Raw genomic sequence first — 21,822 nt, forward strand, 5'->3', positions numbered from 1 at the left:
CGAGGGGAAACATTTCCTTCAACAACATTTGATTCACCGCGAAGGAGTTTCTTTTTCCGCGTCCCCGCCCGAACCGAATGATTTCGACAACACTTCGAATGTCGGGAACAAACATCGCCCGCTCACGCTCCCAATTTTCCACGCATCAGCTCATGCACGCCAAAATCTTCTCCGCCCTTCTCGGCCTCGCATTCTCCGCGACTGCCTTTGCCCAGGTTCCCCCTGCCGGGACTTTCCGCCAGGAACTGCTCAATTCTTTCGACGTATCCTGGTCCTACTCCGGCGAGGCCGGTCTGGAGCGGGGCGGCGATCTCGGCGATGTCTCCGTGCAAAACGTCTCGGCGAGCTTTTCCCGCGACATCAAGCTGGGCGACATCACCACGCTCGCGGTCGGCGGCGCGGCGAGTTTCAATTTCATCGACGCCGATCCCGGCATCCCGCTGCCGGACCGCCTCGGCGAGGTCACGTTCAATGCCGGCATCCTGCACCATTTTTCGCAACGCTGGATCGCCGCCGCCTACGCGCGCCCGGGCTGGTATGGCGACATGGAGAATTTTGACGGCGACGCGTTCACCGTCCCGGCCATCGCGATGATTTCCTTTATCCAAAGCCCGTCGCTCATCTGGCGCGTCGGCGTGAGCGTCAACCCATTCAGTGACAACACCGTGACCCCGGTCATCGGCGTGAACTGGAAATTTGCCGAGGACTGGACCTTCAACATCGGCTTTCCGCGCTTCGGCGTGACATGGAAGGCCTACCACGCGCTGGCCCTTTATGGCGCGGTCAGCGTCCAAGGCGGCAGCTACCGCATCACCGAGGATCTCGGGCCCGCCCCCCGCGGCGGCCGCCTCAACAACACTTATGTGGACTACCGGGAAATCCGCGTCGGCGCCGGCGCGGGCTACAATGTCACCGAGAAAATAAAACTCACCGCCGAGGCCGGCGTGATGGCCGACCGCCGTTTCGACTTCTACGATCGCGGCTACAAGCTCAAGGGCGACCCCGCCCCTTACGTCACCGTCGCCATCGCCTGCAACTTCTAGCGCGGCGTCGCGGGACTGTCGGTGATGCCGGACTCGTCCCGCTCGCGGAATACCTCCCTGGCGGCGAACACCGCGTTCAGGGCGGCGGGAAATCCCGCATACACCGCCATCTGGATGCAGATCTCCACGACTTCCTGCCGCGAGCAGCCCACGTTGAGCGCGCCATGCACGTGCACCTTCAGTTGCGGGCGCGCGTTTCCCATGGCGGACAGCGCGGCGACGGTGGCGATTTCCCGCTCCCTCAGGGAAAGCACGCCCCGTGAATACACGTCGCCAAAGGGGAATTCGATCACGTAGCGCCCCAGGTCCGGCGCGATGTCGCGGAGGGATTCGATGACCCGCCCGCCGGCCTCGCCGTCGATTTTCCCCAACATTTCCCACCCGCGCCGGTAACGGTCCGCGTCGGCGCCGCCCGCCTTTTCCGGCGCGGCGGCCAAGGACGCAGACAGCACGGCCGCGCCCACCGCGTAAGCCGCGGAGTCCTTGATAAATGCCTTCCGGGACAGGGCCGGAGGCGTGGTTTCGTCTTGGTTCTTTGTCGTGTTCATTTTCTTGCCATATTCGTTGCACGGTCTTTTCCCCGGCCGCATCCACGGTCCGCGTCTGGCGGAAACCCGTTTCCAAGCAAGCGACAGAAGCGCGGCGGCGGCGAGGAATCTCATGCCGCCAGCCTACCCGGTTTCCGGACTCGCGGATAATATCAATACTGCATACTTTGATGCAAAAATGACATCAAATTATCCACTGTCTCCGCGCCTGCTGCGCTCCTTCCTGCTCGTGGCCGGCCACGGGCACTACAGGCAGGCGGCCGAGGTCGGCGGCATCGCCCAGCCGTTGCTGACGCGCCATGTGCAACAACTCGAGGCGGAGCTGGGCTGTCAGCTTTTCGAACGCAGCACCAAGCGGGTGCGGCTCACCGACGCGGGGGAATACCTGGCCCGCCGCGCGCCTGAAATCGCCGGTCTCTCCACGGAGATCGTCACGGGCTGCCGCGCCGCCTCCGCCGGGCAGGCCGGCCTGCTCCGCATCGGTTATTCCGGGGCCGCGATGTCGGGTTTCCTGTCACTGGCGCTGCGCCGGCTGCAAAAACAAAGGCCCGCGCTTGAGTTGAGCCTGCACGAAGGCAATTCGCAGGAGTTGGTGGATGGACTGCTGGCGGGCCGCCACGATCTGGCCTTTCCCCTCATGGCTTCCGACAATCCGGCGATCACCTCCGTGCGACTCGCGCAGGAACGGATCGGCCTCGTCGTCCCCGACGACCATCCCCTGGCCGTCAAGCCCCGCCCGCGGCTGGCCGATGTGCGCGGCGAGCGCGTCATCCTGTTTCCCCGCCGCCTCAATCCCGTGCTCCATGATGAAATCACCCATTGCTGCCGGAAGGCGGGCTTCACCGCGCACATTGTGGCCGAGGCATCGCCACGGCCCGCCGCGATCAGCCTTGTCGCCGCCGGACAGGGCGTCACGTTTTTGAGCGACCGCCTCGCGCACCTTTGCACACCCGGCACCGTGCACCGGAAATTGTCGGGCGAAACGCCCAAGATAACCTTCATCATGGCCCGTCAAAGCCATCGGCGGATACCGGCCGCCGCCGAACTCGCCTCGCTGATCAAATCGATCCTCGCGTAGCGCAGAGACAAGGATGCCTGCGCCGCATCACAAAAAAGGCCGCCCGAAAAAGGCGGCCTTAGCCGTGAAACGAAACCAATGCGGCGGATATTTGCTACTCCGCGCCATTCGTGGCCTTGAACGCGAGCGCCGCGACGAACCCGCCGGCGAGGTCGGAAACGAGATAAATGAAGAACTGCGCAATGCTCACCTTGCCCATCGCCAGCACGCCGAGGCCGACCGCCGGGTTGAACGCCCCGCCGGAGATGCCGCCCACGGCCACCGCGCAGAAAAACACCGTGAACCCGATCGCCAGGCCATAGTTGGAATTGCCCGCCGTGCCCTTGGCCGTGGCGGTGTTCAGCACCGTCCACACCAGCGCGAAGGTGGCGAGAAACTCCACGATGATCGACGGCAGCACCTTGTAGTCCGACGTGCCGCCGAAATTGAGCCATCCCCCCTGCTTCTGCGCGACAATCGCGACCACCAGCGCCGCGACCAGCGCCGCCGCCGCCTGCGCAATCCAGTAGGGCACCACGTCCTTAGTGTCGCACTTGCCGCGCAACCATACGCCCAGCGTGACCGCCGGATTGAAATGACCGCCGGAAATATGACCGCCGGCATAAATCATGACCATGAGCGCGGAACCGATGGCCAGCGCGCCAAGGACAGGGCCCTGGTTGACGACCATGCCGACAGTAAACACCAGGAAGAAGGTGCCGATGAATTCGACTATATATTTTTTCATATTATGGTTGGGTGATGATTTGGTGAACGCGGACAAAGAAAGAGATGTATCGCAAAAAGCAATACGCAAAAATATTGCACAAATACCGTTCAGCAAACATCAGATGCATTTGCGAAACTCGCCGGCAAGACGCCCAAATGCAAAACTCGCCGCCTGTCCCCGTTTTCCCCCAACTGCCTGAAAACACAACTCCATGCGTCGCAGATAAAAACTCAACATGGGGCGGCTTCATCGCGGTGATTGGGTGGGCAGGTGGTTTGCGCGGCAAAGTTTTTCAATATAACCCAAGTCGGCCAACGCGCCAACGCCCGCGTCAATTTATCGTGTGACGGGATCGCCCGGCCCCGCCGCCTGCCGGACGCGGCGGAGGTTGTCGCACACGATGGCCGCCGCCACGCCGGCATTGAGCGATTCGGCCCGCCCGTGGCGCGGGATCGTCACCCGTCGCGTCACCCGCGCGCTGACCTCGGGCGAAAGCCCCCCGCCCTCGCTGCCGATCACCACGACCGCCGCCTCCAGCGGGGCGAGCGCATGCACGCTCTCGCCCTCCAAGTCGCAGCCGAGCACCGGCACCCCCGCGCCCGCCGCCTCCGCCAGCGCCCCGGCCAGTTCCGCCGTGATGATGCGCACCCGGCTGAACGAGCCCATGCTGGCGTTGATGACTTTTTGGGAAAACACATCCGCGCAGGCCGGCGAGCAAACCACCCGGTCGAACGCAAACCAGTCCGCCACCCGCAGCAGCGTGCCGACATTCCCCGCGTCCTGCACGCCGTCGAGCGCGAGTGTGAACCCGCGCGCCATTTCCCCCGGCGCCAGCTCCGTCCGTTCGATGCGCCCGACTGCGAGCACCGGCGACGGCGTCGGGAAATGGCTGATGCGCGCCATTTCCCCCGGCGTGATCACGCGCACCGGCACCCGCGCCCGCGCGGCGGCGGCGAGCCCGTCCCACGCGCTGGTCGCGAAGATCTCGACCAAGGGAAATCCCTCCGCGAGCAACTCGCCCGTCACCTTCGCCCCCTCCACCACAAAGACCCCCTGCTCCTCGCGGCACTTCTTTTCGCGCAACGAGCGCAACCGGTTGATTTCGACCTTGGTCAGCATCGCGCCATCCTGAACCCATCCCCGCGTGATTGGCAACAAATGCGACGACGCGGAGGAGCGGAAAATCAAGAATGGGCGCTGCCGCGCCGGTGCGGGTTCGGCGCGGCAGCTCCGGCTTGGATTTTCTAATTCCTAATTTCTAATTTCTAATTCCTAATCCAACCCCTTCGCGCAAACCACCTTTCCCATGCCCGCCCAACCCGCCCCCGCCGGCAGCCCGCGTCCGATCCGTCCGCGCGGCGCGCTTGTCATCGAAATCGAAGGAGTCACCAAGCTCTATCACATGGGCTCCGAGACGATCCATGCCCTGCGAGGTGTCTCGCTCAAAATCCACCGCAACGAATACCTCGCCATCATGGGCCCCTCCGGCAGCGGCAAATCCACGCTCATGAACATGCTCGGCTGCCTCGACACCCCCACGGCCGGACTCTACGAATTCACCGGGAAAAACGTCGCCCACATGGACGACAACGAACTCGCCGCCATCCGCAACCAGGAGATCGGCTTCGTCTTCCAGACCTTCAACCTCCTCCCCCGCTCCACCGCGCTGCACAACGTCGAGCTTCCCCTCATCTACGCCGGCATGCCGCGCCACGCGCGCCTCGAACGCGCCCGCGCCGCGCTTGACCACGTCGGCCTCGCCAACCGCATGGACCACCGCCCCAACGAACTTTCCGGCGGCCAGCGCCAGCGCGTGGCCATCGCCCGCGCGCTGGTGAACCGCCCGTCGATCATCCTCGCGGACGAACCCACGGGCAACCTCGACACCCGCACCGGCGAGGAAATCATGGCGCTCTTCGAAGACCTCTACGAGCAAGGCAACACCCTCATTGTCGTCACGCATGAGGAGGACATCGCGCGCCACGCCCGGAGGATCGTGCGCCTGCGCGACGGCCTGATCGAGACGGACGGCTGAATGCAGGATTTTGAATTTTCGATTTTCAATTCTCGATTTTCGATTGGGCGCTGCCGCGCCACCAAAAAACCGACATCTCCATGCCCCGACAACCACGACTGAAACAAATCCCAACCACCCCGATTTCCACCGGCGCGGCAGCGCCCAATCGAAAATCGAGAATCGAGAATCGAAAATTCAAAACGCCCATGACTGAAGACGAACTCAAACTCCGCACCAAGCAATTCGCCCTGCGCATCCTAAAAGTCGTTGATGCCCTGCCGAACACCCATGCCGGGCGCGTGATCGCAAACCAGCTTGGCAGATCGGGAACATCAGTCGGCGCAAATTACCGCGCCGTGTGCCGCTCGCGCTCCACCGCCGAAATGATTTCCAAGCTGTCCGTAGTGGAGGAAGAGGCGGACGAATCAGACTTCTGGCTCGACATCACCGCCGAGCACGGAGTCATGCCCGCCCAAAAACTCGACCCGCTCCGCAAGGAAGCCAGCGAACTGGTTGCCATCATGGTCTCCTCGCGAAAGACACTCCTGCGCAAAACCAAATCCCTGGCGCGGCAGCGCCCAATCGAAAATCGAGAATCGAAAATCGAAAATTAATCCCCCCGTGCGCCGCCTCCTCCACGAACTTCTGGAATCCCTCCGCATCGCGCTCGCGCAGATCCGCGCGAACAAGACCCGCTCGGCCCTCACCGCGCTCGGCGTGGTCATCGGCATCGTTTCGGTCACGCTCATGGGCACCGCCATCCTCGGCATCGACGCCGGCGTGAACCGCAGCCTCGCCGGCTTCGGCGACGACGTGCTCTACGTCACCAAATGGCCCTGGCGCGAGGTCGATGACTGGTGGACCTACCGCAACCGCCCGCGCCTCAAAACCGAATACGCCCGGCAGATCAACGACTGGATCGCCGCGCACCCCGAAGGCCCGCTCCGTGTCGCCGTGCCCGTCGCCGACACCGCCGGCACCATCATCCGCGGCGACCTCCGCCTGAACAACATCTACACCCTCGGCACCACGCCCGACCTGGCCCGCATCTCGCGCGCCGACATGAAGGAGGGCCGCTTCTTCAACGAGGTCGAGTCGCGCGGCGGCCGCAACGTCATCGTCGTCGGCTTCGATGTCGCCGACGCCCTCTTCCCCAACGAATCCCCCCTCGGCAAGACCGTGCGCATCCGCACGCAGCAATACACCATCATCGGCGTCACCACGCGCCAAGGCAGCTTCCTCGGACTCTTCAGTTGGGATTCGATGGTCATCATGCCGCTCAACGCCTTCCGCCGCAATTTCTGGGTCGGCAACAATGTGCAGATTCGCGTGCAGGCTGACGGCGCGCGCATGGACGAGGCGCGCGAGGAACTCCGCGGCCTCATGCGCCGCATCCGCCAGATCCCGCTCGAAAAACGCGACGATTTCGAGATCAACGAGCAGAAAGTCATCCGCGAGCAGCTCGACCCGATCAAGCGGGGCATTGCGCTCGCCGGCCTCGCCATCACCGGCCTGGCGCTCTTCGTCGGCGCCATCGGCATCATGAACATCACCTACGTGAGCGTGAAGGAGCGCACCAAGGAGATCGGCACGCGCAAGGCGCTCGGCGCGCGCCGCCGCACCATCCTGCTCCAGTTCCTGATCGAGGCCGTCAGCATCAGCCTCGCCGGCGGCATCGCTGGGCTGTTGTTTGCATGGCTGTGCACGCTCGTCACCGGATTTCTCGTGCCGTCGTTTCCGCCGGTGTTTTCGTTCGGGCTGCTCGTCACCGGCCTCGCCGTCTCCATCGTCGCCGGGGTGGTCAGCGGTTTTGCCCCGGCCTGGTCCGCCAGCAAGCTCGATCCCGTCGTCGCGCTGCGTTACGAGTGACGCGCGTAGGGCCTGAGCTTGCCTCAGGCCGCGAGCGTAAAACCCGGCATCAAATTTTCTCAGGCACCGGAGCGTTAATTTGCTGCGCGTGGGCGCCCGCGCATGCGCGGCTCGACGCAAGGTCGAGCCCTACGGATGACGCCATGCCTCAGCGCTCGTCTTCCTCGTCCGGATTTTCCTCGTCGTCCTCGTCCGGATCGATGTCGCCGCCGGGGAAATCGTCATCGTCATCCGCTTGGGATTCCTGGGCGGCCTGCTGGCTGAGGACGCGCTCCAGTACCTCTGTCATGTCCTCGACGCGGTCCAGCACCTTGCGCGAGACGTGCAGCGGACACTTCTGCTGGAGCGCGAGCACGATCGAGTCGCTCGGGCGCGCGTCGATCTCGATGAGCTTGCGCCCGAGTTCGTTTTCCATGCGCAGCAGGATGCGGGCGAAAAACGTGCCCTCGTTCACGTCGTTGATGAGCACATGGTCGAGCCGCACGTCGAGTCCGGTGAAGATATGCCCGATCAGGTCGTGCGTGAGCGGACGGTCCTTTTTGACGCCGTTGAGCGTCATGTGGATGACGTTGCCGACAAAATGGTCCACGTAGATGACAAAGGTTTTCTCGTCGTTGCCGAGAAACACCGCGCAGCCATTTGCGGTGGGCATCACACCCTTGACGGAAATTTCTGCGATGTCGGCGCTCATGGGATTGAAAATGGCCGCCCGACACAAAAGGCGCAAGTCCGTCGGCAATCTTGCGGCACGTTTGGCGCCCGGCCGGTTGTTGGTCTTAGAAACGCGTGATGATGCCGAAGCGGAAGCCGGCGCCGCCGTCCATTTTCACGTCGACGCGGCGCTCGTCGTGAATCTGCGTGTAGTCACCCAGTTTTTCGTAAGCCGCGCCGACATAAAACCCGGTGCGGGTGGAAAGCCACCACTCGATGTTCAGGTCGCCGTAGTAGCCGGAGACGTAGCGCTGGTTGTTCTTCACCACATCGCCCGTCGTGTAGGCGGCGGAGACCTCGGGAATGGTCATCGTCTCCTCGTAGCGGAATTTGCTGCCCACATAGGCGCCCATGTAGCCGGCGCTCGCCGAGATCGAAAACTGCCGGGTGATCGGTATGCGGATGAACGGCCCCACGCGATACAAGTAATAAACCCCTTTCACCTGCCAATAGCCGTTCACATCGACCGTGCGGTCAACCGCCGTGCCGCCCGCCTGGTAGTTGTTCTCGGGTTTGTCAGTGTCTTCGTCGTAGCCATTGGGTTTGATGCCGATCGCCGCCGTGGTTTCCTCTGTTTCGTCAGCGGAATAAGTCGGCCCGCCGGTGGAGCCATCGTCCGGCAGGGGCCTGGAAAGGTTGTAAGTGTATTCGTATCCCCGCAGATTGACCGTGATTCCCCGCCGGGTCTTGGCGTTGAACTCGGATATGCCCGCTGTCGCCGCCAACCCCCACTCGAAGCGTTTGAAGCGCTGCACGATCCGCTCGAATTTGAACTCCACGCCGGGATTGCTGCCGTCCTCCAGTTCGATCTCGTTTCCCGCCGATTCCGTCCAGTAGCGCCCATATGTGACTTGGTTGTCGGCGGCATTATACTGATGCTCCCGGCTGTTGATCGACCAGTTCCGGGAATAATTCGCGTCATAAGGGAGGTAATACTTTGTGGTTTTGACCGGCTGGCCGGTATGGGCGTCGGGGATGGTGTTGCCAGAGCTATCGAGCGTGTAAATGTCGTATTGCAGCATTCCATAATGAGGGTCGGACGGATTGCTGACTTTTCCGCGATACCAACTGCCGGAGCCATCGTTGCGCATCTGGGTGTCGGCGACATTAGGATCGGCCGGATCGGCGGGACGGGGTGAAGCGGCACCCGAAGAATCCCTTAGAATCGAACCATTGTCGAAGACGGAAATTTGGTCCAAGGGATAGGAATAGCCACCCAGCACCACCGACTCGGGCAGCACCACGGGGAGGTCGCCGTTGCCGCCGAAAAAGCCCGTGCCAAAAGACTGGCCATCCGTGGTCAACTGGGACAACTGCCTCAACCCTCCACCCAAGTTTCCGCTGAATTTGACCTTGGCCCCGCCCACGGCCCGCACGCCGATCGACACGCTGTTTTTCATCGGACGCAGATATTCGATCGGCACGGGACGGGGGTCCTGCGCGAAAATCTGGACACTCAGGCCCGCAAACATTGCAAGCAGGAGGCTGGCACGCAAATAAGTCGATTTCATGAATACGGAAAACTGGTAGGAGGGCGGGTTTGTGCGGGAGTGGCGAGAGATCTTTCGAGTGAATCCTGTAAAAGGGACAAGCAAAATGGAAACAATGGAGGCGAGGCGAGCAATTTGTGAATCTGGCCGGGAGCCGAATGGGCGGCCGGGAAAGCCGCGCAATCATCGCCGGAAGCCGGTGCGGACTCGCAACCCCGCCTCCATGTTCCACAAAACCGGCAAAGGAGGCGGAGTCGCGCGACCCCGTCCGTGGCATGGGAGCGCGGGCGTTCATTACTGCCCGCGGCATCGCGGACAAGTTTCGAGCGCAGCGAGAAACCTGGCATGTCCGCGCCCCTAAAAAGGGCGCGCCCATGGCACTTGGCGCAAAAATCACATCCCGGCGGTCCTCTCGGAAGAATTCATTGACAGCCCCGGATGAGTTCGTGAGATTCCGCAACCCTGCACGGCGGCCATAGCTCAGTTGGTTAGAGCACAAGATTGTGGATCTTGGGGTCGCGGGTTCGAATCCCGTTGGCCGCCCCATTTTTATCCCTTGAAATTTTTGGGATGTTCCCGCGCCGTCCGATCTGGTTTCCTTTTCGCAATCTAAAAACCAATCGCATCACGCTTTTGCCGCCCGCCTTTCATGCACGCCGCCGATCTTTTCGCGTTTCCCCCAAGCCTTTCCCTCTTCGCCGCCCATTTCCCCGCCGACGCCGCGCCTTGGGAATGGGTCCGCGCCATCGCCCCCGCGCTCAAAGCCCTGCCGCCTCCCGCCACCGGCTCCGGTGTTGCAGCCCTCAGCCCTCAGCCTTCAGCCTTCCCCCCCGGCGTCCATGTCGAGGGCGATGTGCGCCTCGCGCCCGGCGTGCGCCTGCCCGCGCATGCCACGCTCATCGGTCCCGCCTGGATCGGCCCCGGCACGGAAATCCGCCCGGGCGCATTCATTCGCGGCCATGTCATCACGGGGGCGAACTGCGTGCTGGGCAACTCCTGCGAATTCAAGAACTGCCTCCTGCTCGACGGCGTGCAGGTGCCGCATTTCAGTTATGTGGGCGACTCCGTGCTCGGCAACCGCGCCCACCTCGGCGCGGGTGTGATCCTTTCCAACCTCCGGCTCGACCAGCAGCCCGTCTCCGTGCGCCTGCCCGACGGCTCGCTCGCCGCCACCGGCCTGCGCAAACTCGGCGCGCTCGTGGCGGACGCCGCCGAGGTCGGCTGCAACGCCGTGCTCCAGCCCGGCGCGATCCTCGGCCGCCGCGCCCTCGTCATGCCGCTGACGGCGTTTGGCGGCTGCCTGCCGCCCGACACCATCGCGCGCAGCCGCGCATCCATCTCGACGCTGCCGCGCCGGGGAAGCTGAGGGAAATTCGGTCCCCCGCTATTTTCGATGTCTGAAAACAACCCAAAAAATTAACCGCGAAGAACGCAAAGAACACAGGGAACAATCCTGTTTTTCTCCGTGTTCTTTGCGTTCTCTGCGGTTAATAAAAACAAGCCATTAATTTAACCACGGAACCATGAAAGAGGGTTTTATAACCGCTAAGGGCGCGAAGGATGCGAAGAGCCGGAAGGATTTCATTCCTTCTTCGCGTCCTTCGCGGTTATAAAAACCGAACCGAGTGAATTCTTGGATCCTCCCTTGATTTCTCCGCATTCCGTCTTCGCATGATTTTCCTCGAAACACTCCGCCTGGCTTTTTCCTCCCTCCGGGCGAACCTGTTGCGCTCGTTGCTCACCATTCTCGGCATGGCCATCGGGGTGTTTTCCATCATCGGCGCGATGACGATCATCGACGGCATCCGCTCCACCATCGAGTCGGGCCTGAATGTCCTCGGCTCAAACAGCTTCCAGATCCAGAAATTTCCCGCCATCAACTTCAGCGACCCGCGCCAGCGCTACGGCAACCGCCGCGACATCAACTACGACATGGCCGCGCGCTTCCGCCAGCAGATGGACACGCGCGCGCGGGTCTGCGCCACCATCGGGCGCGGCGGCCAGACCGCCGTCTTCCATGACCGCCACACCAACCCCAACGTCCGCCTCAACGGCTCCGACGAAAACTACCTCACCGCCTTCAACTACGACATCGCCGCCGGGCGCGGCATCGGCCCCGACGACGTCGCGTTCGCCCGCACCGTCTGCGTGCTCGGCAGCGAGATTTCCGAGAAACTTTTTCCCTACGAGGACCCGCTCGGCAAACTCATCCGCATCGGCCCGCAAACCTACACCGTGATCGGCGTGCTGGTGGAAAAAGGCGCCTCGCTCGGCCAGAGCCAGGACGGTTTTGTCCTCGTGCCCATCACGCGCTGGCTGATGGTTTACGGCCACGCCCGCCGCTCCGTGTCCATCAACGTGCAGGCCGCATCCCAGGCGGAGCTGCCCGCCGTGCAGGACATGGCCATCGGCGCGATGCGGCTCGTGCGCGGCCTCGACCCGGAGGATCCGAACGACTTCGAGATTTTTTCCAACGATTCCCTCATCGAGGCGTTCAACAACATCGCCGGGGTGGTTTCCATCGGGGCGTTTGTCATCAGCGGCATCGCGCTCGTGGCGGCCGGCGTGGGCGTGATGAACATCATGCTCGTGAGCGTGACCGAGCGCACCAAGGAAATCGGCGTCCGCAAGAGCATCGGCGCCAAAAGGGCCAACATCATGACCCAGTTCCTGATCGAGTCGGCCACGCTCGCCTTGATCGGCGGGCTCGTCGGCATCCTGCTGGGCGTAATGGTCGGCTATGCCGCCGGGCTCATGTTTGGCATCGCCATCAGCTTCCCCTGGGCATGGGCGGCGGCGGGCATGATGGTGTGCGGCGGCATCGGCCTCGGTTTCGGCCTTTATCCCGCCTGGAAAGCCGCCTCCCTCGATCCGATCGAGGCGCTGCGTTACGAGTAATACCAATTCTGAACGAGATTCACTCGTTCTGGAGGGCCGAGCTCCTGCGAGGCCGTCGCGGAAAAAAGTCGCGCATGATCGCGACGGCCTCGCAGGAGCTCGGCCCTCCAGAACAGGGGTGATTTTCATTGGGAATTGGTATGGCGCGCGCCACTTTGTCGGCGTCCCCGCCGCCGCCTTACTGCAACGGCGCCAGCAGCATCGCCGCGCGCACGCCGAGGCGATACCAGAAACCGCGCCCGTTCAGCTCCGCCGTCGTCGCCAGGCGCGAGTGCCCGAAATCCTCCTCCATCATCGCCGCCACCTGGCGGGTGAAATCCCCGTCGGCAAACACCATCGTCACCTCGAAGTTCAGCCGGAAGGAACGGTTGTCGAAATTCGCCGTGCCCACCGCGCAATACGCGTCGTCCACGACCATCACCTTGTGGTGCATGAAGCCCTTCTCGTAACGGAATGTCTTCACGCCCGCCTTCTCCAAGTCCTCTAGGTAAGCCCACGCGGAAAGCTGCACGAGAGCGCTGTCCGATTTGTCGGGAATGAGGATGCGCACATCCACCCCGTGCAGCGCCGCGAGCTGGAGCGCCGAGATGAACTGCTCGTCCGGCACGAAATACGGGCTCGCGATCCACACGCGCCGCCGCGCCGTGTTGATCGCGTCGAGAAAAAACAACGTCGCCGTCTCCAGCTCGTCCGACGGTCCAGACGGCAGACAGAGCGCGATGCGCGACGCGCCGCCCGGGGCCGGCCGCGCCTTCCATTCCAGCTTCAAGACCTCGCCCGCCGCCCAGTGCCAGTCGTCCACGAACGCCGCCTGCACACACTGCACCACCGGCCCCGCGACGCGCACGTGCGTGTCGCGCCAGTAGCCGATCTTTTTGTCCAGGCTGCGATACTCGTCGCCGACATTCAGGCCGCCCACCCAGGCCTCGACGCCGTCCACCACCACGATTTTGCGGTGGTTGCGGAAATTGATCTGCGTGTGGTTCCAGCGCCCGCGCCGCGAGTCGAACTTCACCGCGCGGATGCCCGCCGCGCGCATCGCCCGCACGTAGCGGTTGGTCAGGCCGCTGCTCCCGATCTCGTCATACACCACGTGGCACCGCACGCCCGCCGCCGCGCGCGCCGTGAGCCGCGCCAGCAACTCGCGGCCCGTCGCGTCGTCGTGGATGATGTAGAATTGCACCAGCACGTAATCCCGCGCGCGGTCGATGCCGGCGAAGATCGACGCAAACGTCGCGTCGCCGTCCACCAGCAGCTCGGCGTCGTTGCCCCGCGTGAGCGGCAGATGCGCGAGCCGCTCCACCGCGAACGGCTCGCCGAAATGCGGCGTGACCAGCAGCGACTGCGCGCGCATGTGGATCAGCGCCGCCTGGATGGTCGGCGCGGTCATCACCGCCTTCTGCCGCCGCAGGGAAACGTAGCCGACAAACTTGTTGCGCCCGAACACCCAGAAGGCGGGCACGCTCAGGTAAGGCAGCGTGTTGAGCGCCACCACCCAGGCCACCGCGCCCTGCGGCGTGCGCGTCTCCAGGATGGCCCGGACCGACGAGAGAAAACCCGCGACCTGCGCGACGATCACCCCCGCGCTGATGAAAGTCGCCAGATGCCCGCGTATCCAGTCAAAAACTACGCCGCCCTCGCGCGCCAGCGCCGCCGCCGCGCCGGTCTCCGTCCTCGCCAGCATGGCGCCCCCCGCGCCGGCCAGCAGCAGCACGGCGGCGCGAAGAAAAAACGGAGCGCGTTTCGACGAGGGTGTCTTTTTCATGGAGGCGGACGCCATACGAAACCCGGCCGGCCCCGCGCAGGCAAGCCCGCGCGCAGGCGGGATGCGCCCACGCGTTTTTCGTGCGTCTTGCCGCCTTCGAGCCGCCACATTTTGGGGCGCACCCCATTGCCCCCTTCTTTTTCGCATTTCCATCCGCGCCCATCATGCGTTTGATAGGCCGTCATGAGCATGAGGTTTTGCATCCTGGGAAGCGGCAGCGCGGGCAATTGCGCCCTGTTGCAGACGCCCGGCGCGCGCGTGCTCGTGGACGCGGGATTCTCCGCCCGCAAGACCGCCTCGCTTCTCGCCTCCGTCGGCGAATCCCTCGACCAGATCGACGCGATTTTTCTCACCCACGAGCACGGGGACCACGCGGCCGCCCTCGCCGGCCTGGCCCGTTTCCCGCGCATCAAGGTTTTCGCCAATCCCGCCACCGCCCGCGTCCTGCAGGCCCCGCTCAGGCACAAACCCGACTGGCAGCTCTTCGAAACCGGCTCCCGTTTCCGTTTTCTCGACCTCGAGGTGGAAAGCTTTCCCGTGCCGCACGATGCCCAGGATCCGGTCGGGTTTGTCTTTTCTCATCGTCCCGAAGCGTCCCCGGTCGCGTCCGCCGCCACCGTAACCGTCGCCGCGCACACCCTCGCCTGGCTCACCGACCTCGGCCACGCGCCGATGCATGTCCGCGAACGCATCCGCGAAGTGGATGTGCTCGTCGTCGAGGCCAACCATTGCCCCGACCTGCTTCAGGCCGACGCGCGCCGCCCGTGGGCGCTCAAGCAGCGCATCGCCGGCCGCCACGGACACCTCTCCAACACCGCCGCCCGCGAGCTGCTCGAAACCGTGGCCAGCCCGCGCTGGCGCCGCGTTTACCTCACGCACCTCAGCCGCGACTGCAACAGCCCCGACGCGATCCACCGCGCCTTTTCCGGCATCGAAACTGCTCTGCCCTGTCCGCTCTCCATCGTGGAACCCGGTCAAATCACGCCATTTTTTGACTTTTTATGAGCAATGCCGGACTGCGGCCATCGAGGCCTTGCCTTGCCCGCTTTCTCTGGCATCTGTGACGATGCCTATGAATTTGAATCCAACCGACGCCGGCACCCGCCGCACCAAGATTATCGTCACGCTCGGCCCCGCCACCGAGAGCGAGGATATGCTCGAGAATATCATCCGCGCCGGGGCCGACATCATCCGCCTCAACATGGCGCACGCGAAGCACGACTGGACGCGCGCCATCATCCGCCGCATCCGCGCCGTCTCGCAGCGCATCAACCGCGAAGTCGCCATCATGATGGACATCAAGGGGCCCGAAATCCGCACCGGCGACGTCAACGCCCCCATCGAGCTCAAGTCCGGCGAGATCTTCGACTTCACCATCCAGCCCCGCCCCATCCAGGAAGGCTCCGAGGGCATCCGCTCGGTGGACATCAATTACAAGGACCTCGTCAACGACGTGAAGGTCGGCGACACCGTGCTGGTTGACAACGGGCTCATCCGCCTGGAGGTGCTGGAAAAAAACAACGCCCAGATCCGCTGCCGCGTCCTCATCCCCGGCGAGCTCAAGTCCAGGCGCCACATCAACCTCCCCGGCGTCCGCGTGAACCTGCCTTCGTTCACCGAAAAAGACCGCGGCGACGCCACCGTCGGCATCGAGGAGGGCGTCGATTTCATCGCGCTCTCCTTTGTGCGCGAGGCCAGCGACATCGAGACCCTGCGCGAGTTCATCGAGGACCAGGGCTCCACCGCGCACATCATCGCGAAAATCGAGGACCAGTCCGCCATCGCCAACCTCGAGGGCATCATCGCCGCCACCGACGCGCTCATGGTCGCGCGCGGCGACCTCGGCATCGAGTGCCCGTTCGAGGACCTGCCCATCATCCAGCGCAACGCCGTCCGCGCCTGCATCGCCAAGGGCAAGCCTGTCATCATCGCCACGCACATGCTCGAGTCGATGATCACGCAGCCAATGCCCACGCGCGCCGAGATCTCCGATGTCGCCAACGCCGTCTTCGAGCAGGCCGACTGCGTGATGCTCTCCGGCGAGACCACCATCGGCAAATACCCGGTCGATTGTATCCAGATTCTGGATAAGATTGCCCGCCGCATCGAGCAGACGATCGTGCCCGACCCGGCGATCGACGTCGAGCTGCGGCAGGAGCGCATGAAGGTCATCCGCTCCGCGGTCACGATGGCGGGCGATTTTCCGGGGGCGCGCCTCCTCACCTTCACGCGCCAGGGGTTCATGGCGCGCGGCGTCGCCGCGCTTCGTCCGCGCGCGCCGGTGGTCGCGTTCACCCCGCACATCGGCACGCTGCGCCAGCTCCGCATCCTTCGCTCGGTCGAGGGCATTCTCATGCCCTTCGAATCCAACCCCGACGACACCATCGACCGCGCCATCGCGCACCTGAAACTCACCCGCCAGGTGGCCGCCGGCGACAAGCTCATCATCGTGACCGACATCCTCTCGCACGACCGCCTCGTGGACAGCGTGCAGCTCCGCACCGTCCGCTGAGCCGGTGGGGGCCGGCCGCGGTTCATTCCTGGTGCCCGGGGCGGGGATCGAACCCGCACGCCTTTTCAGGCAAAGGATTTTAAGTCCTCAGCGTCTACCATTCCGCCACCCGGGCAAGGGAAGGGGGACCGCGAAGTTGAGGGAAACTCCCGGAAAATTCCAGTGCGTTATCGCGCGCCGTCGGGAAAAGGCATGGAGGAGACCGCCGCCCGCCGGGGTGTCCCGAAAACCGCGCTTGCCCGGAGACGCGGGCGGCACCACGGTGGCGGCGTGAAAATCGGCTTTCTCGGAGGCAGTTTCGACCCCGTCCATTTCGGTCACCTCATCGCGGCGCAGGATGCGTTTGAGCAGCACCAGCTCGACCGGTTGATCCTCGTGCCCGCCGCCCAGGCCCCGCTCAAGCCGAACGACGTGCAATGCCCCGCCGAGGACCGGCTGGCGATGGTGCGGGCGGCGGTGGCATGGGACCGCCGCTTCGAGGTTTCCGATTACGAACTGCGCAAGGGCGGCGTGAGCTACACGGTCGATTCGGCGCGGCATTTCCGCGCCCGGTTTCCCGGCGACCGGCTTTTCTGGATCATCGGCGGCGACCAGCTCCCGCGCCTGCATCTGTGGCACGACATCGGGGAGCTGGTGAAACTGATGGAGTTCATTTTCCTGGAGCGGCCGGGGCATCCCATGAAGGCGGAGCCGAAAGTCCCCGGGCTGCGGTTGCATCGTTGCGACGGGCATTTGATGGAAATCAGCTCGACCGAATTGCGCGCCCGCGTGCGAAAAGGCTTGTCGTTGGATTACTTCGTGCCTCACAAGGCCATTGTCCAAATCCAGGAAAAAGGGCTCTATCGCTGAACTTTGCATGAAATCAAAATCCTCGAAAATCGCGGCGCTGCCGTCGTTGTTGAAACTGGTCTGCCGCGCGCTCGATGACAAAAAGGCGGATAACATGCAGGTGTTTGATGTGGGCGAGGTGTCCTCGATCACGGATTATCTCGTCGTCGCGACGTGCACCTCCGAGCCGCATTTGCGCGCGCTGCGCGTCGAGCTCGAAAAGGTCATCGACGCGAGCGGCGCGCGCATCATCGGCATGGACGCCACGCCGGGCAGCGGCTGGCTCGTGGTGGATGCGTTCGACGTGATGGTGCACGTGCTCACGGAGCAAAACCGGAAATTCTACGCGCTCGAAAAACTCTGGGGCGACGCCGAGGCGATCCCGCTCGCGCGGGTGCTGGAGCTCCCGGGCGCGAAAAAAACGCCCGCGAAAAAGGCCCCGGCGAAAAAGGCCGTTGCCAAAAAAACACCGGCGAAAAAATCCGCGACGGCGAAGGGCGCGGGCACGGCGAAGGCGAAGGTCTCCGCCGCGAAAAAAACCGCCCCGAAGCGCAAGGTCGCGGGGAAATAATACAGGCGGACGGCGGTCTCCCGACGGCAGCCGGCGGGGGCCGCGATGCGGTGGCGAGACGCGCCCTACTGCACGATCTCCACGGTGTGGCCGTCGATCCAGTCCCAGTCGAGTTCGACGCCGAGGCCGGGTCCGGTCGGGACATGCTGGCAGCCGTCGGGGTGCACGCGCAGCGGATCACCCTTCAGGCCGAAGCGGAACATTTCGTGATGGCTCTCCAGGAAACGCGAGAGGCGCGTGGCGCAGCCGCAATGGAGGTTGGCGATGTCGTGCAGCGGCGTGGCGGCCGTGTGGATTTCCAGGCCGAAACCGGTCATCTCGCACATGCCGAGCGCCTTCATGAGACCGGTGACGCCGCCCTTGTGGTGGGCGTCGCCGCGCACGAGATCCACGGCGCCGTCGAGCAGGTAGTGCGGCAGTTCGAAAAGGGAGACGGTCTCGGCGGCGAGCACGGGCGTGCGGATGGCCGCGGCGAGTTTTTTCAACTGGAGCACGTGCGCGTCGGGAAACGGCTCCTCGAACCATTCGTAGTCGAGCTCGTCGAGTTCGCGTCCGATTTTGAGCGCGCCGTCAAACATGAGCACGGCGGAGGAATCGAGCATGAGCGGATAACCGGGACCGGCGGCCTCGCGCGCGGCGCGCAGGCGCGGGATGTCGGACGCGGCGCCGCCGCTGAGCTGGAGTTTCACGCCGGCGAAGCCCTGCGCGATTTTCGCGCGCACGGCGGCGGCGGCCTCTTCAGGCGTGGCGATGGTCTGCGGCGGGCAGGTGGCGTAGAGCGGCACCTTGTCGCGGTATTGCCCCAGAAGCGTGGCGATGGACTGGCCGGCGGCCTTGCCCTTGATGTCCCAGAGCGCGACGTCGAGCGTGGACCAGAGCGAGGGTGTAAGGTTGTAGAGATGGCGCTGCTTCATGCGCAGGCGCTGCCAGATGGCCTCGTGGTGCAGCGGGTTTCTGCCGAGAAGTTCCATCGAGTAAATGTCCTTGATGCCGTAGGCGGTGGCCCGCCCCTGGCCGAGCGGGCAGTATTCCATGGCATGGCCTTCGATGCCTTCGTCGGTGCCGATGGTGACGAGCGGAAAGTCAAAATACGGATGGTCATCGGCGGGGACGGGACGGGGTGCGTGCCAAAGTTCGGCGCCGCGCCGGATGATGCGGATGGAGAGGGAGGTGATTTTCATGAGGGAAATTTTTTGAACCGCAGATGGACGCGGTCGCTTCATTGATTGTCTTGTATCCGATTAATGATTACACGCAGCCTCCGGCATGTTTTCACAGCGCGCGCCTCATGCGAGTTGCGCGGGCGGGATTTGGTTTTTCAGGGCGCGGCCGTCGCGCAGGCGAAGGAGGTTTTCGCTGAAGAGCGCGGCGAGGCGGTCGTTGAGTTTGGTGGACAGTCCCGCGCTGTGCGGCGAGACGATGACGTTTGGCAGGGTCCAGAGCGGGCTCTCGGCCGGAAGCGGCTCGCGCTCGAACACGTCCACGCCCGCGCCGGCGACCCGACCGCCGGCAAGCGCGCGCACGAGCGCCGCCTCGTCGGTCACGCTGCCGCGGCTGGCGGTGTAGAAACACGCGCCGCGCCTGGCGCGGGCGAAAATGGTTTCGCCAAAGACACGGCGGGTGGCGGCGCCGCCGGGAAGCAAAACGAAAATGTGGTCGGCGAGCGCGACCGCGGAGGGAAGCCCGTCCATCGGGAGCAGTGCGTCGGTCACGCCGCCGTGGTTTGCGGGCGTGCGGCACACGCCGATGGTGCGCAGGCCGAGCGCGCGGCAGCGCCAGGCGAGTTCAGTGCCGGAACCGCCGAGCCCGACGATGCACGCGGTCGATCCGGTCACTTCGCCCGCATGCCAGCGCCGCTCGTAGTGGCGGCGGCGTTGCTGGTCGAGGATCGCGGGCAGCTGGCGCGCGAGCGCGAACATGAGCGCTAGGCAATGCTCGGCGATGACCGGCGCCATGATGGCGGCGGCATTGGCGAGGCGGAAGCCGGGTTTGCGGTCGAGCCCGAGGCCGATGTAGGCGTCGTAGCCGGCGCTGCCGCACAGGTAGGCTTCGAGCGCGGAGCCGGGAAGAAGCGCGGGGGGCGTCCAGCCGGCGAGGATTTTTGCGCGGGCAAGCAAGGGGACGAGTTCGGCGTCCGGGAGGTCCTGCGGGATGCGCCGGAAATCGGCCCAACCGGAACAGGCGACGGCGATTTGTTGCGCGTGGGTTTCGCCGAGCTGGTCGGCGGAGAGGAGGACGAGGGGGCGCATGGCGCGGGTTTAGTTGGCAACGGCGGCCTGGGCGCGGAGGTCGGCGGCGGTGGGGAGGGCGGCGAGCTTGGATTTGGGGAGGACGAGGTGAAGCGTCTGGCGCCAGGCGTAGGGGAGGAAGATGTGGAAGTCGCCGGTCTGCGGGTCGTCAATGATGTCGGCGTAGGAAATTTGGGCGCGGGAATCGTCGTGGATGCTTGCGGCGATGAAGCGCGGCTCGGACCATGTCGCGCCCTTGTCGGTCGAGACGGTGAACCAGAGCTGCTTGCGGACACCGGCGCCGAACTGCGGGCTGGAGGGGTCGTAGGTGTTGTGGTGGAGGACGAGGAGGGTTTTGCCGTCGGAGAGTTTGAAAAACATCGCGGGCGCGTCGGGGTGGTTGATGGGCGTCGGCGCGGGTTTGGTCCACGTGAGGCCGTCGTCCCGCGAGCGCAGTTGCCAGAGGTGACCTTCGGGCGTGCGGGCGAGGGCGAGGACCTCGGGGCCGTCGAGGGCGACGGGGACGATTTCGTCCATGCGATTGTATTCCTCAAGGAACCAGCCGCCGGGGCGCTTGCCGGGGAGGACGGTCCAGGTTTTGCCGTGGTCGGTGGAGCGGAGGAGGTATTCGCGGGTGGGGATGCGGGAGAATTTTTTGCCGGCCATGTTGCCGATGTTGTTGTCGCCGTGCCAGTGGGCCTCGTGAGCGCCGATGAGCCACGTGCCGGCGGCGGTCTCGGTCATTTGCATCGCGGACATGGCCTTGAAATCGGGGTCGTTGACGGGACGGATGACGGTGGGTTGCGACCAGGTGAAGCCGTCGTCGTCGGAGTGGCGGAAGGCGATGGGGGCGTTTTCGCGTCCCTCCCGCAAATCGGGGCGCGGCTCGGTGCCGAAGCAATAGATGCGGCCGGGGAACTTTTTTGAGATGAGCGGGATGAAGGCGTGCAGCGAATAGGGCACGATGGGGGTGAGCGGCCCCTGTTTTTCCCAGGTTTTCCCGCGGTCGCGGGAGCGGTAGAAAATGATGTCGTTGTCCTTGCGATTGTAATTGATGTCAGGCGGCGCGTAGTGGCCGCGTCCGCCGGTGAGCCCTTCGCCGGCGATGACACCCGCGAGGTAGTCACCCTGCGGCGTGATGATGGCGCGGACGCAATCGGCGCGGAAATTGGGCATGTAATGAAGAACGGATACGTTGACAAAGTCGCTCGTGAGCAGACCGTGCCGGAGGTCGCTCTTCAGTCCGCGCGGGGGCTTGCCGGTGGCGATGACGGCGCCGCCGTCGAGGAAGACCTTTGGCGCGACGATTTTGACGGGCCAGTGGTCGGCAGGGTCGGCGGCGGTGACAGGCTCGCCGGTGCCTTCGCCGGGCTTGTAGCGTTTGCTGTAAAAGAAGTCGGGGCCGGCGGCCGGCGCGGCGGTGGCGAGGGCCGTGGCCGCGAAGAGGGCGGGGATTGCGAGGGAGAGGAGGCGGCGTTTCAGCTTCATGGTTTTTCGACCGGGATCGATTGCTGGAGTTGTTGTTTGGCGGGGAGGGCACCGAGGGCGGATTCGG

At 64.3% G+C, this 21,822-nt stretch carries 20 protein-coding genes and 2 tRNA genes; 12 read left to right on the forward strand and 10 right to left on the reverse strand.

Annotated elements, in window-relative coordinates; genetic code table 11:
- Positions 1-152: 152 nt before the first annotated feature.
- Entirely contained in the window at positions 153-1,043 is an 891-nt protein-coding gene (locus OH491_RS08130) for a DUF6268 family outer membrane beta-barrel protein (protein ID WP_145929028.1), read from the forward strand.
- Here the strand turns inward: OH491_RS08130 and OH491_RS08135 are convergent.
- Positions 1,040-1,417: a carboxymuconolactone decarboxylase family protein gene (locus OH491_RS08135; protein WP_068772383.1), complete on the reverse strand. Its 378-nt coding sequence runs from the start codon at positions 1,415-1,417 to the stop codon at positions 1,040-1,042. The genes OH491_RS08130 and OH491_RS08135 overlap by 4 nt on opposite strands.
- Positions 1,418-1,595: 178 nt before the next feature.
- Between OH491_RS08135 and OH491_RS08140 the strand changes: the two genes are divergently transcribed.
- The gene (locus OH491_RS08140) at positions 1,596-2,669 is read left to right on the forward strand and encodes a LysR family transcriptional regulator (protein WP_145929027.1); all 1,074 of its coding nucleotides are present in this window, start codon (positions 1,596-1,598) and stop codon (positions 2,667-2,669) included.
- 94 nt (positions 2,670-2,763) lie between these two features.
- Here the strand turns inward: OH491_RS08140 and OH491_RS08145 are convergent, their stop codons facing one another.
- On the reverse strand, positions 2,764-3,396 hold the full coding sequence (locus OH491_RS08145) for an MIP/aquaporin family protein (RefSeq protein WP_068772382.1): 633 nt from the start codon (positions 3,394-3,396) through the stop codon (positions 2,764-2,766).
- 318 nt (positions 3,397-3,714) lie between these two features.
- On the reverse strand, positions 3,715-4,566 hold the full coding sequence (locus OH491_RS08150) for an RNA methyltransferase (RefSeq protein ID WP_334319594.1): 852 nt from the start codon (positions 4,564-4,566) through the stop codon (positions 3,715-3,717).
- Positions 4,567-4,684: 118 nt separating this feature from the next.
- Here OH491_RS08150 and OH491_RS08155 point away from each other — a divergent pair, with 118 nt between their 5' ends.
- The 3 genes from OH491_RS08155 (at position 4,685) to OH491_RS08165 (ending at position 7,264) form a co-directional block, all read left to right on the forward strand.
- Positions 4,685-5,413 (forward strand): ABC transporter ATP-binding protein, encoded by a 729-nt coding sequence (locus tag OH491_RS08155; protein ID WP_068772236.1) that lies wholly within the window; start codon positions 4,685-4,687, stop codon positions 5,411-5,413.
- Between the two features lie 188 nt (positions 5,414-5,601).
- Positions 5,602-6,009 carry a four helix bundle protein gene (locus tag OH491_RS08160; protein WP_068772235.1) on the forward strand — a complete coding sequence of 136 codons (408 nt, stop codon included), beginning with the start codon at positions 5,602-5,604 and terminating at the stop codon, positions 6,007-6,009.
- Between the two features lie 7 nt (positions 6,010-6,016).
- Positions 6,017-7,264, forward strand: coding sequence for an ABC transporter permease (locus tag OH491_RS08165; RefSeq protein WP_068772234.1), 1,248 nt, complete (start codon positions 6,017-6,019; stop codon positions 7,262-7,264).
- Between the two features lie 148 nt (positions 7,265-7,412).
- Here the strand turns inward: OH491_RS08165 and OH491_RS08170 are convergent, their stop codons facing one another.
- On the reverse strand, positions 7,413-7,955 hold the full coding sequence (locus tag OH491_RS08170) for a bifunctional nuclease family protein (protein WP_068772233.1): 543 nt from the start codon (positions 7,953-7,955) through the stop codon (positions 7,413-7,415).
- Between the two features lie 85 nt (positions 7,956-8,040).
- Positions 8,041-9,486 (reverse strand): hypothetical protein, encoded by a 1,446-nt coding sequence (locus tag OH491_RS08175; protein ID WP_068772232.1) that lies wholly within the window; start codon positions 9,484-9,486, stop codon positions 8,041-8,043.
- Positions 9,487-9,934: 448 nt separating this feature from the next.
- Here OH491_RS08175 and OH491_RS08180 point away from each other — a divergent pair.
- From OH491_RS08180 to OH491_RS08190, 3 genes are all read left to right on the forward strand, one after another.
- Positions 9,935-10,011: transfer RNA gene (locus tag OH491_RS08180), tRNA-His, on the forward strand.
- A 103-nt stretch (positions 10,012-10,114) separates the two neighbouring features.
- Positions 10,115-10,831, forward strand: a complete 717-nt coding sequence (locus tag OH491_RS08185) for a UDP-N-acetylglucosamine diphosphorylase (RefSeq protein ID WP_068772231.1) — start codon at positions 10,115-10,117, stop codon at positions 10,829-10,831.
- Positions 10,832-11,136: 305 nt separating this feature from the next.
- Positions 11,137-12,363, forward strand: a complete 1,227-nt coding sequence (locus OH491_RS08190) for an ABC transporter permease (RefSeq protein WP_068772230.1) — start codon at positions 11,137-11,139, stop codon at positions 12,361-12,363.
- A gap of 178 nt (positions 12,364-12,541) precedes the next feature.
- Here OH491_RS08190 and cls read toward each other — a convergent pair whose 3' ends face one another.
- On the reverse strand, positions 12,542-14,128 hold the full coding sequence (gene cls, locus OH491_RS08195) for a cardiolipin synthase (RefSeq protein ID WP_334319593.1): 1,587 nt from the start codon (positions 14,126-14,128) through the stop codon (positions 12,542-12,544).
- 183 nt (positions 14,129-14,311) lie between these two features.
- Here cls and OH491_RS08200 point away from each other — a divergent pair, with 183 nt between their 5' ends.
- Positions 14,312-15,133, forward strand: coding sequence for an MBL fold metallo-hydrolase (locus OH491_RS08200; protein ID WP_068772228.1), 822 nt, complete (start codon positions 14,312-14,314; stop codon positions 15,131-15,133).
- Between the two features lie 67 nt (positions 15,134-15,200).
- Positions 15,201-16,640 (forward strand): pyruvate kinase, encoded by a 1,440-nt coding sequence (gene pyk / locus OH491_RS08205; protein ID WP_068772227.1) that lies wholly within the window; start codon positions 15,201-15,203, stop codon positions 16,638-16,640.
- 29 nt (positions 16,641-16,669) lie between these two features.
- On the opposite strand, the gene OH491_RS08210 is transcribed toward pyk, so the two are convergent.
- Positions 16,670-16,755, reverse strand: a tRNA-Leu gene (locus OH491_RS08210).
- Positions 16,756-16,802: 47 nt separating this feature from the next.
- Here OH491_RS08210 and nadD point away from each other — a divergent pair.
- Both nadD and rsfS read left to right on the forward strand, forming a co-directional pair.
- Positions 16,803-17,489, forward strand: coding sequence for a nicotinate-nucleotide adenylyltransferase (nadD, locus tag OH491_RS08215; protein WP_334319592.1), 687 nt, complete (start codon positions 16,803-16,805; stop codon positions 17,487-17,489).
- Between the two features lie 7 nt (positions 17,490-17,496).
- Positions 17,497-18,039, forward strand: coding sequence for a ribosome silencing factor (gene rsfS / locus OH491_RS08220; protein ID WP_068772226.1), 543 nt, complete (start codon positions 17,497-17,499; stop codon positions 18,037-18,039).
- A gap of 65 nt (positions 18,040-18,104) precedes the next feature.
- Here the strand turns inward: rsfS and OH491_RS08225 are convergent, their stop codons facing one another.
- From OH491_RS08225 to OH491_RS08235, 3 genes are all read right to left on the reverse strand, one after another.
- Positions 18,105-19,220, reverse strand: coding sequence for an enolase C-terminal domain-like protein (locus OH491_RS08225; RefSeq protein WP_068772225.1), 1,116 nt, complete (start codon positions 19,218-19,220; stop codon positions 18,105-18,107).
- Positions 19,221-19,325: 105 nt separating this feature from the next.
- The gene (locus tag OH491_RS08230; protein ID WP_068772224.1) at positions 19,326-20,288 is read right to left on the reverse strand and encodes a D-2-hydroxyacid dehydrogenase; all 963 of its coding nucleotides are present in this window, start codon (positions 20,286-20,288) and stop codon (positions 19,326-19,328) included.
- Positions 20,289-20,297: 9 nt separating this feature from the next.
- Positions 20,298-21,755, reverse strand: coding sequence for a sialidase family protein (locus tag OH491_RS08235; RefSeq protein ID WP_068772223.1), 1,458 nt, complete (start codon positions 21,753-21,755; stop codon positions 20,298-20,300).
- Positions 21,756-21,822 lie beyond the last annotated feature (67 nt).

The organism is Termitidicoccus mucosus (assembly GCF_038725785.1).
Taxonomy (GTDB): Bacteria; Verrucomicrobiota; Verrucomicrobiia; order Opitutales; family Opitutaceae; genus Termitidicoccus; species Termitidicoccus mucosus.

What these genes read in the sequence shown, in the direction of transcription:
- OH491_RS08130 (WP_145929028.1), top strand. Translation starts at nt 153, where the DNA reads ATGCACGCCAAAATCTTCTCCGCCCTTCTCGGCCTCGCATTCTCCGCG.
- OH491_RS08135 (WP_068772383.1), bottom strand. Translation starts at nt 1,417, where the DNA reads ATGTTGGGGAAAATCGACGGCGAGGCCGGCGGGCGGGTCATCGAATCC.
- OH491_RS08145 (WP_068772382.1), bottom strand. Translation starts at nt 3,396, where the DNA reads ATGAAAAAATATATAGTCGAATTCATCGGCACCTTCTTCCTGGTGTTT.
- OH491_RS08155 (WP_068772236.1), top strand. Translation starts at nt 4,685, where the DNA reads ATGCCCGCCCAACCCGCCCCCGCCGGCAGCCCGCGTCCGATCCGTCCG.
- OH491_RS08160 (WP_068772235.1), top strand. Translation starts at nt 5,602, where the DNA reads ATGACTGAAGACGAACTCAAACTCCGCACCAAGCAATTCGCCCTGCGC.
- OH491_RS08170 (WP_068772233.1), bottom strand. Translation starts at nt 7,955, where the DNA reads ATGAGCGCCGACATCGCAGAAATTTCCGTCAAGGGTGTGATGCCCACC.
- OH491_RS08175 (WP_068772232.1), bottom strand. Translation starts at nt 9,486, where the DNA reads ATGAAATCGACTTATTTGCGTGCCAGCCTCCTGCTTGCAATGTTTGCG.
- OH491_RS08185 (WP_068772231.1), top strand. Translation starts at nt 10,115, where the DNA reads ATGCACGCCGCCGATCTTTTCGCGTTTCCCCCAAGCCTTTCCCTCTTC.
- OH491_RS08190 (WP_068772230.1), top strand. Translation starts at nt 11,137, where the DNA reads ATGATTTTCCTCGAAACACTCCGCCTGGCTTTTTCCTCCCTCCGGGCG.
- cls (WP_334319593.1), bottom strand. Translation starts at nt 14,128, where the DNA reads ATGAAAAAGACACCCTCGTCGAAACGCGCTCCGTTTTTTCTTCGCGCC.
- OH491_RS08200 (WP_068772228.1), top strand. Translation starts at nt 14,312, where the DNA reads ATGAGCATGAGGTTTTGCATCCTGGGAAGCGGCAGCGCGGGCAATTGC.
- pyk (WP_068772227.1), top strand. Translation starts at nt 15,201, where the DNA reads ATGAATTTGAATCCAACCGACGCCGGCACCCGCCGCACCAAGATTATC.
- rsfS (WP_068772226.1), top strand. Translation starts at nt 17,497, where the DNA reads ATGAAATCAAAATCCTCGAAAATCGCGGCGCTGCCGTCGTTGTTGAAA.
- OH491_RS08225 (WP_068772225.1), bottom strand. Translation starts at nt 19,220, where the DNA reads ATGAAAATCACCTCCCTCTCCATCCGCATCATCCGGCGCGGCGCCGAA.
- OH491_RS08230 (WP_068772224.1), bottom strand. Translation starts at nt 20,288, where the DNA reads ATGCGCCCCCTCGTCCTCCTCTCCGCCGACCAGCTCGGCGAAACCCAC.
- OH491_RS08235 (WP_068772223.1), bottom strand. Translation starts at nt 21,755, where the DNA reads ATGAAGCTGAAACGCCGCCTCCTCTCCCTCGCAATCCCCGCCCTCTTC.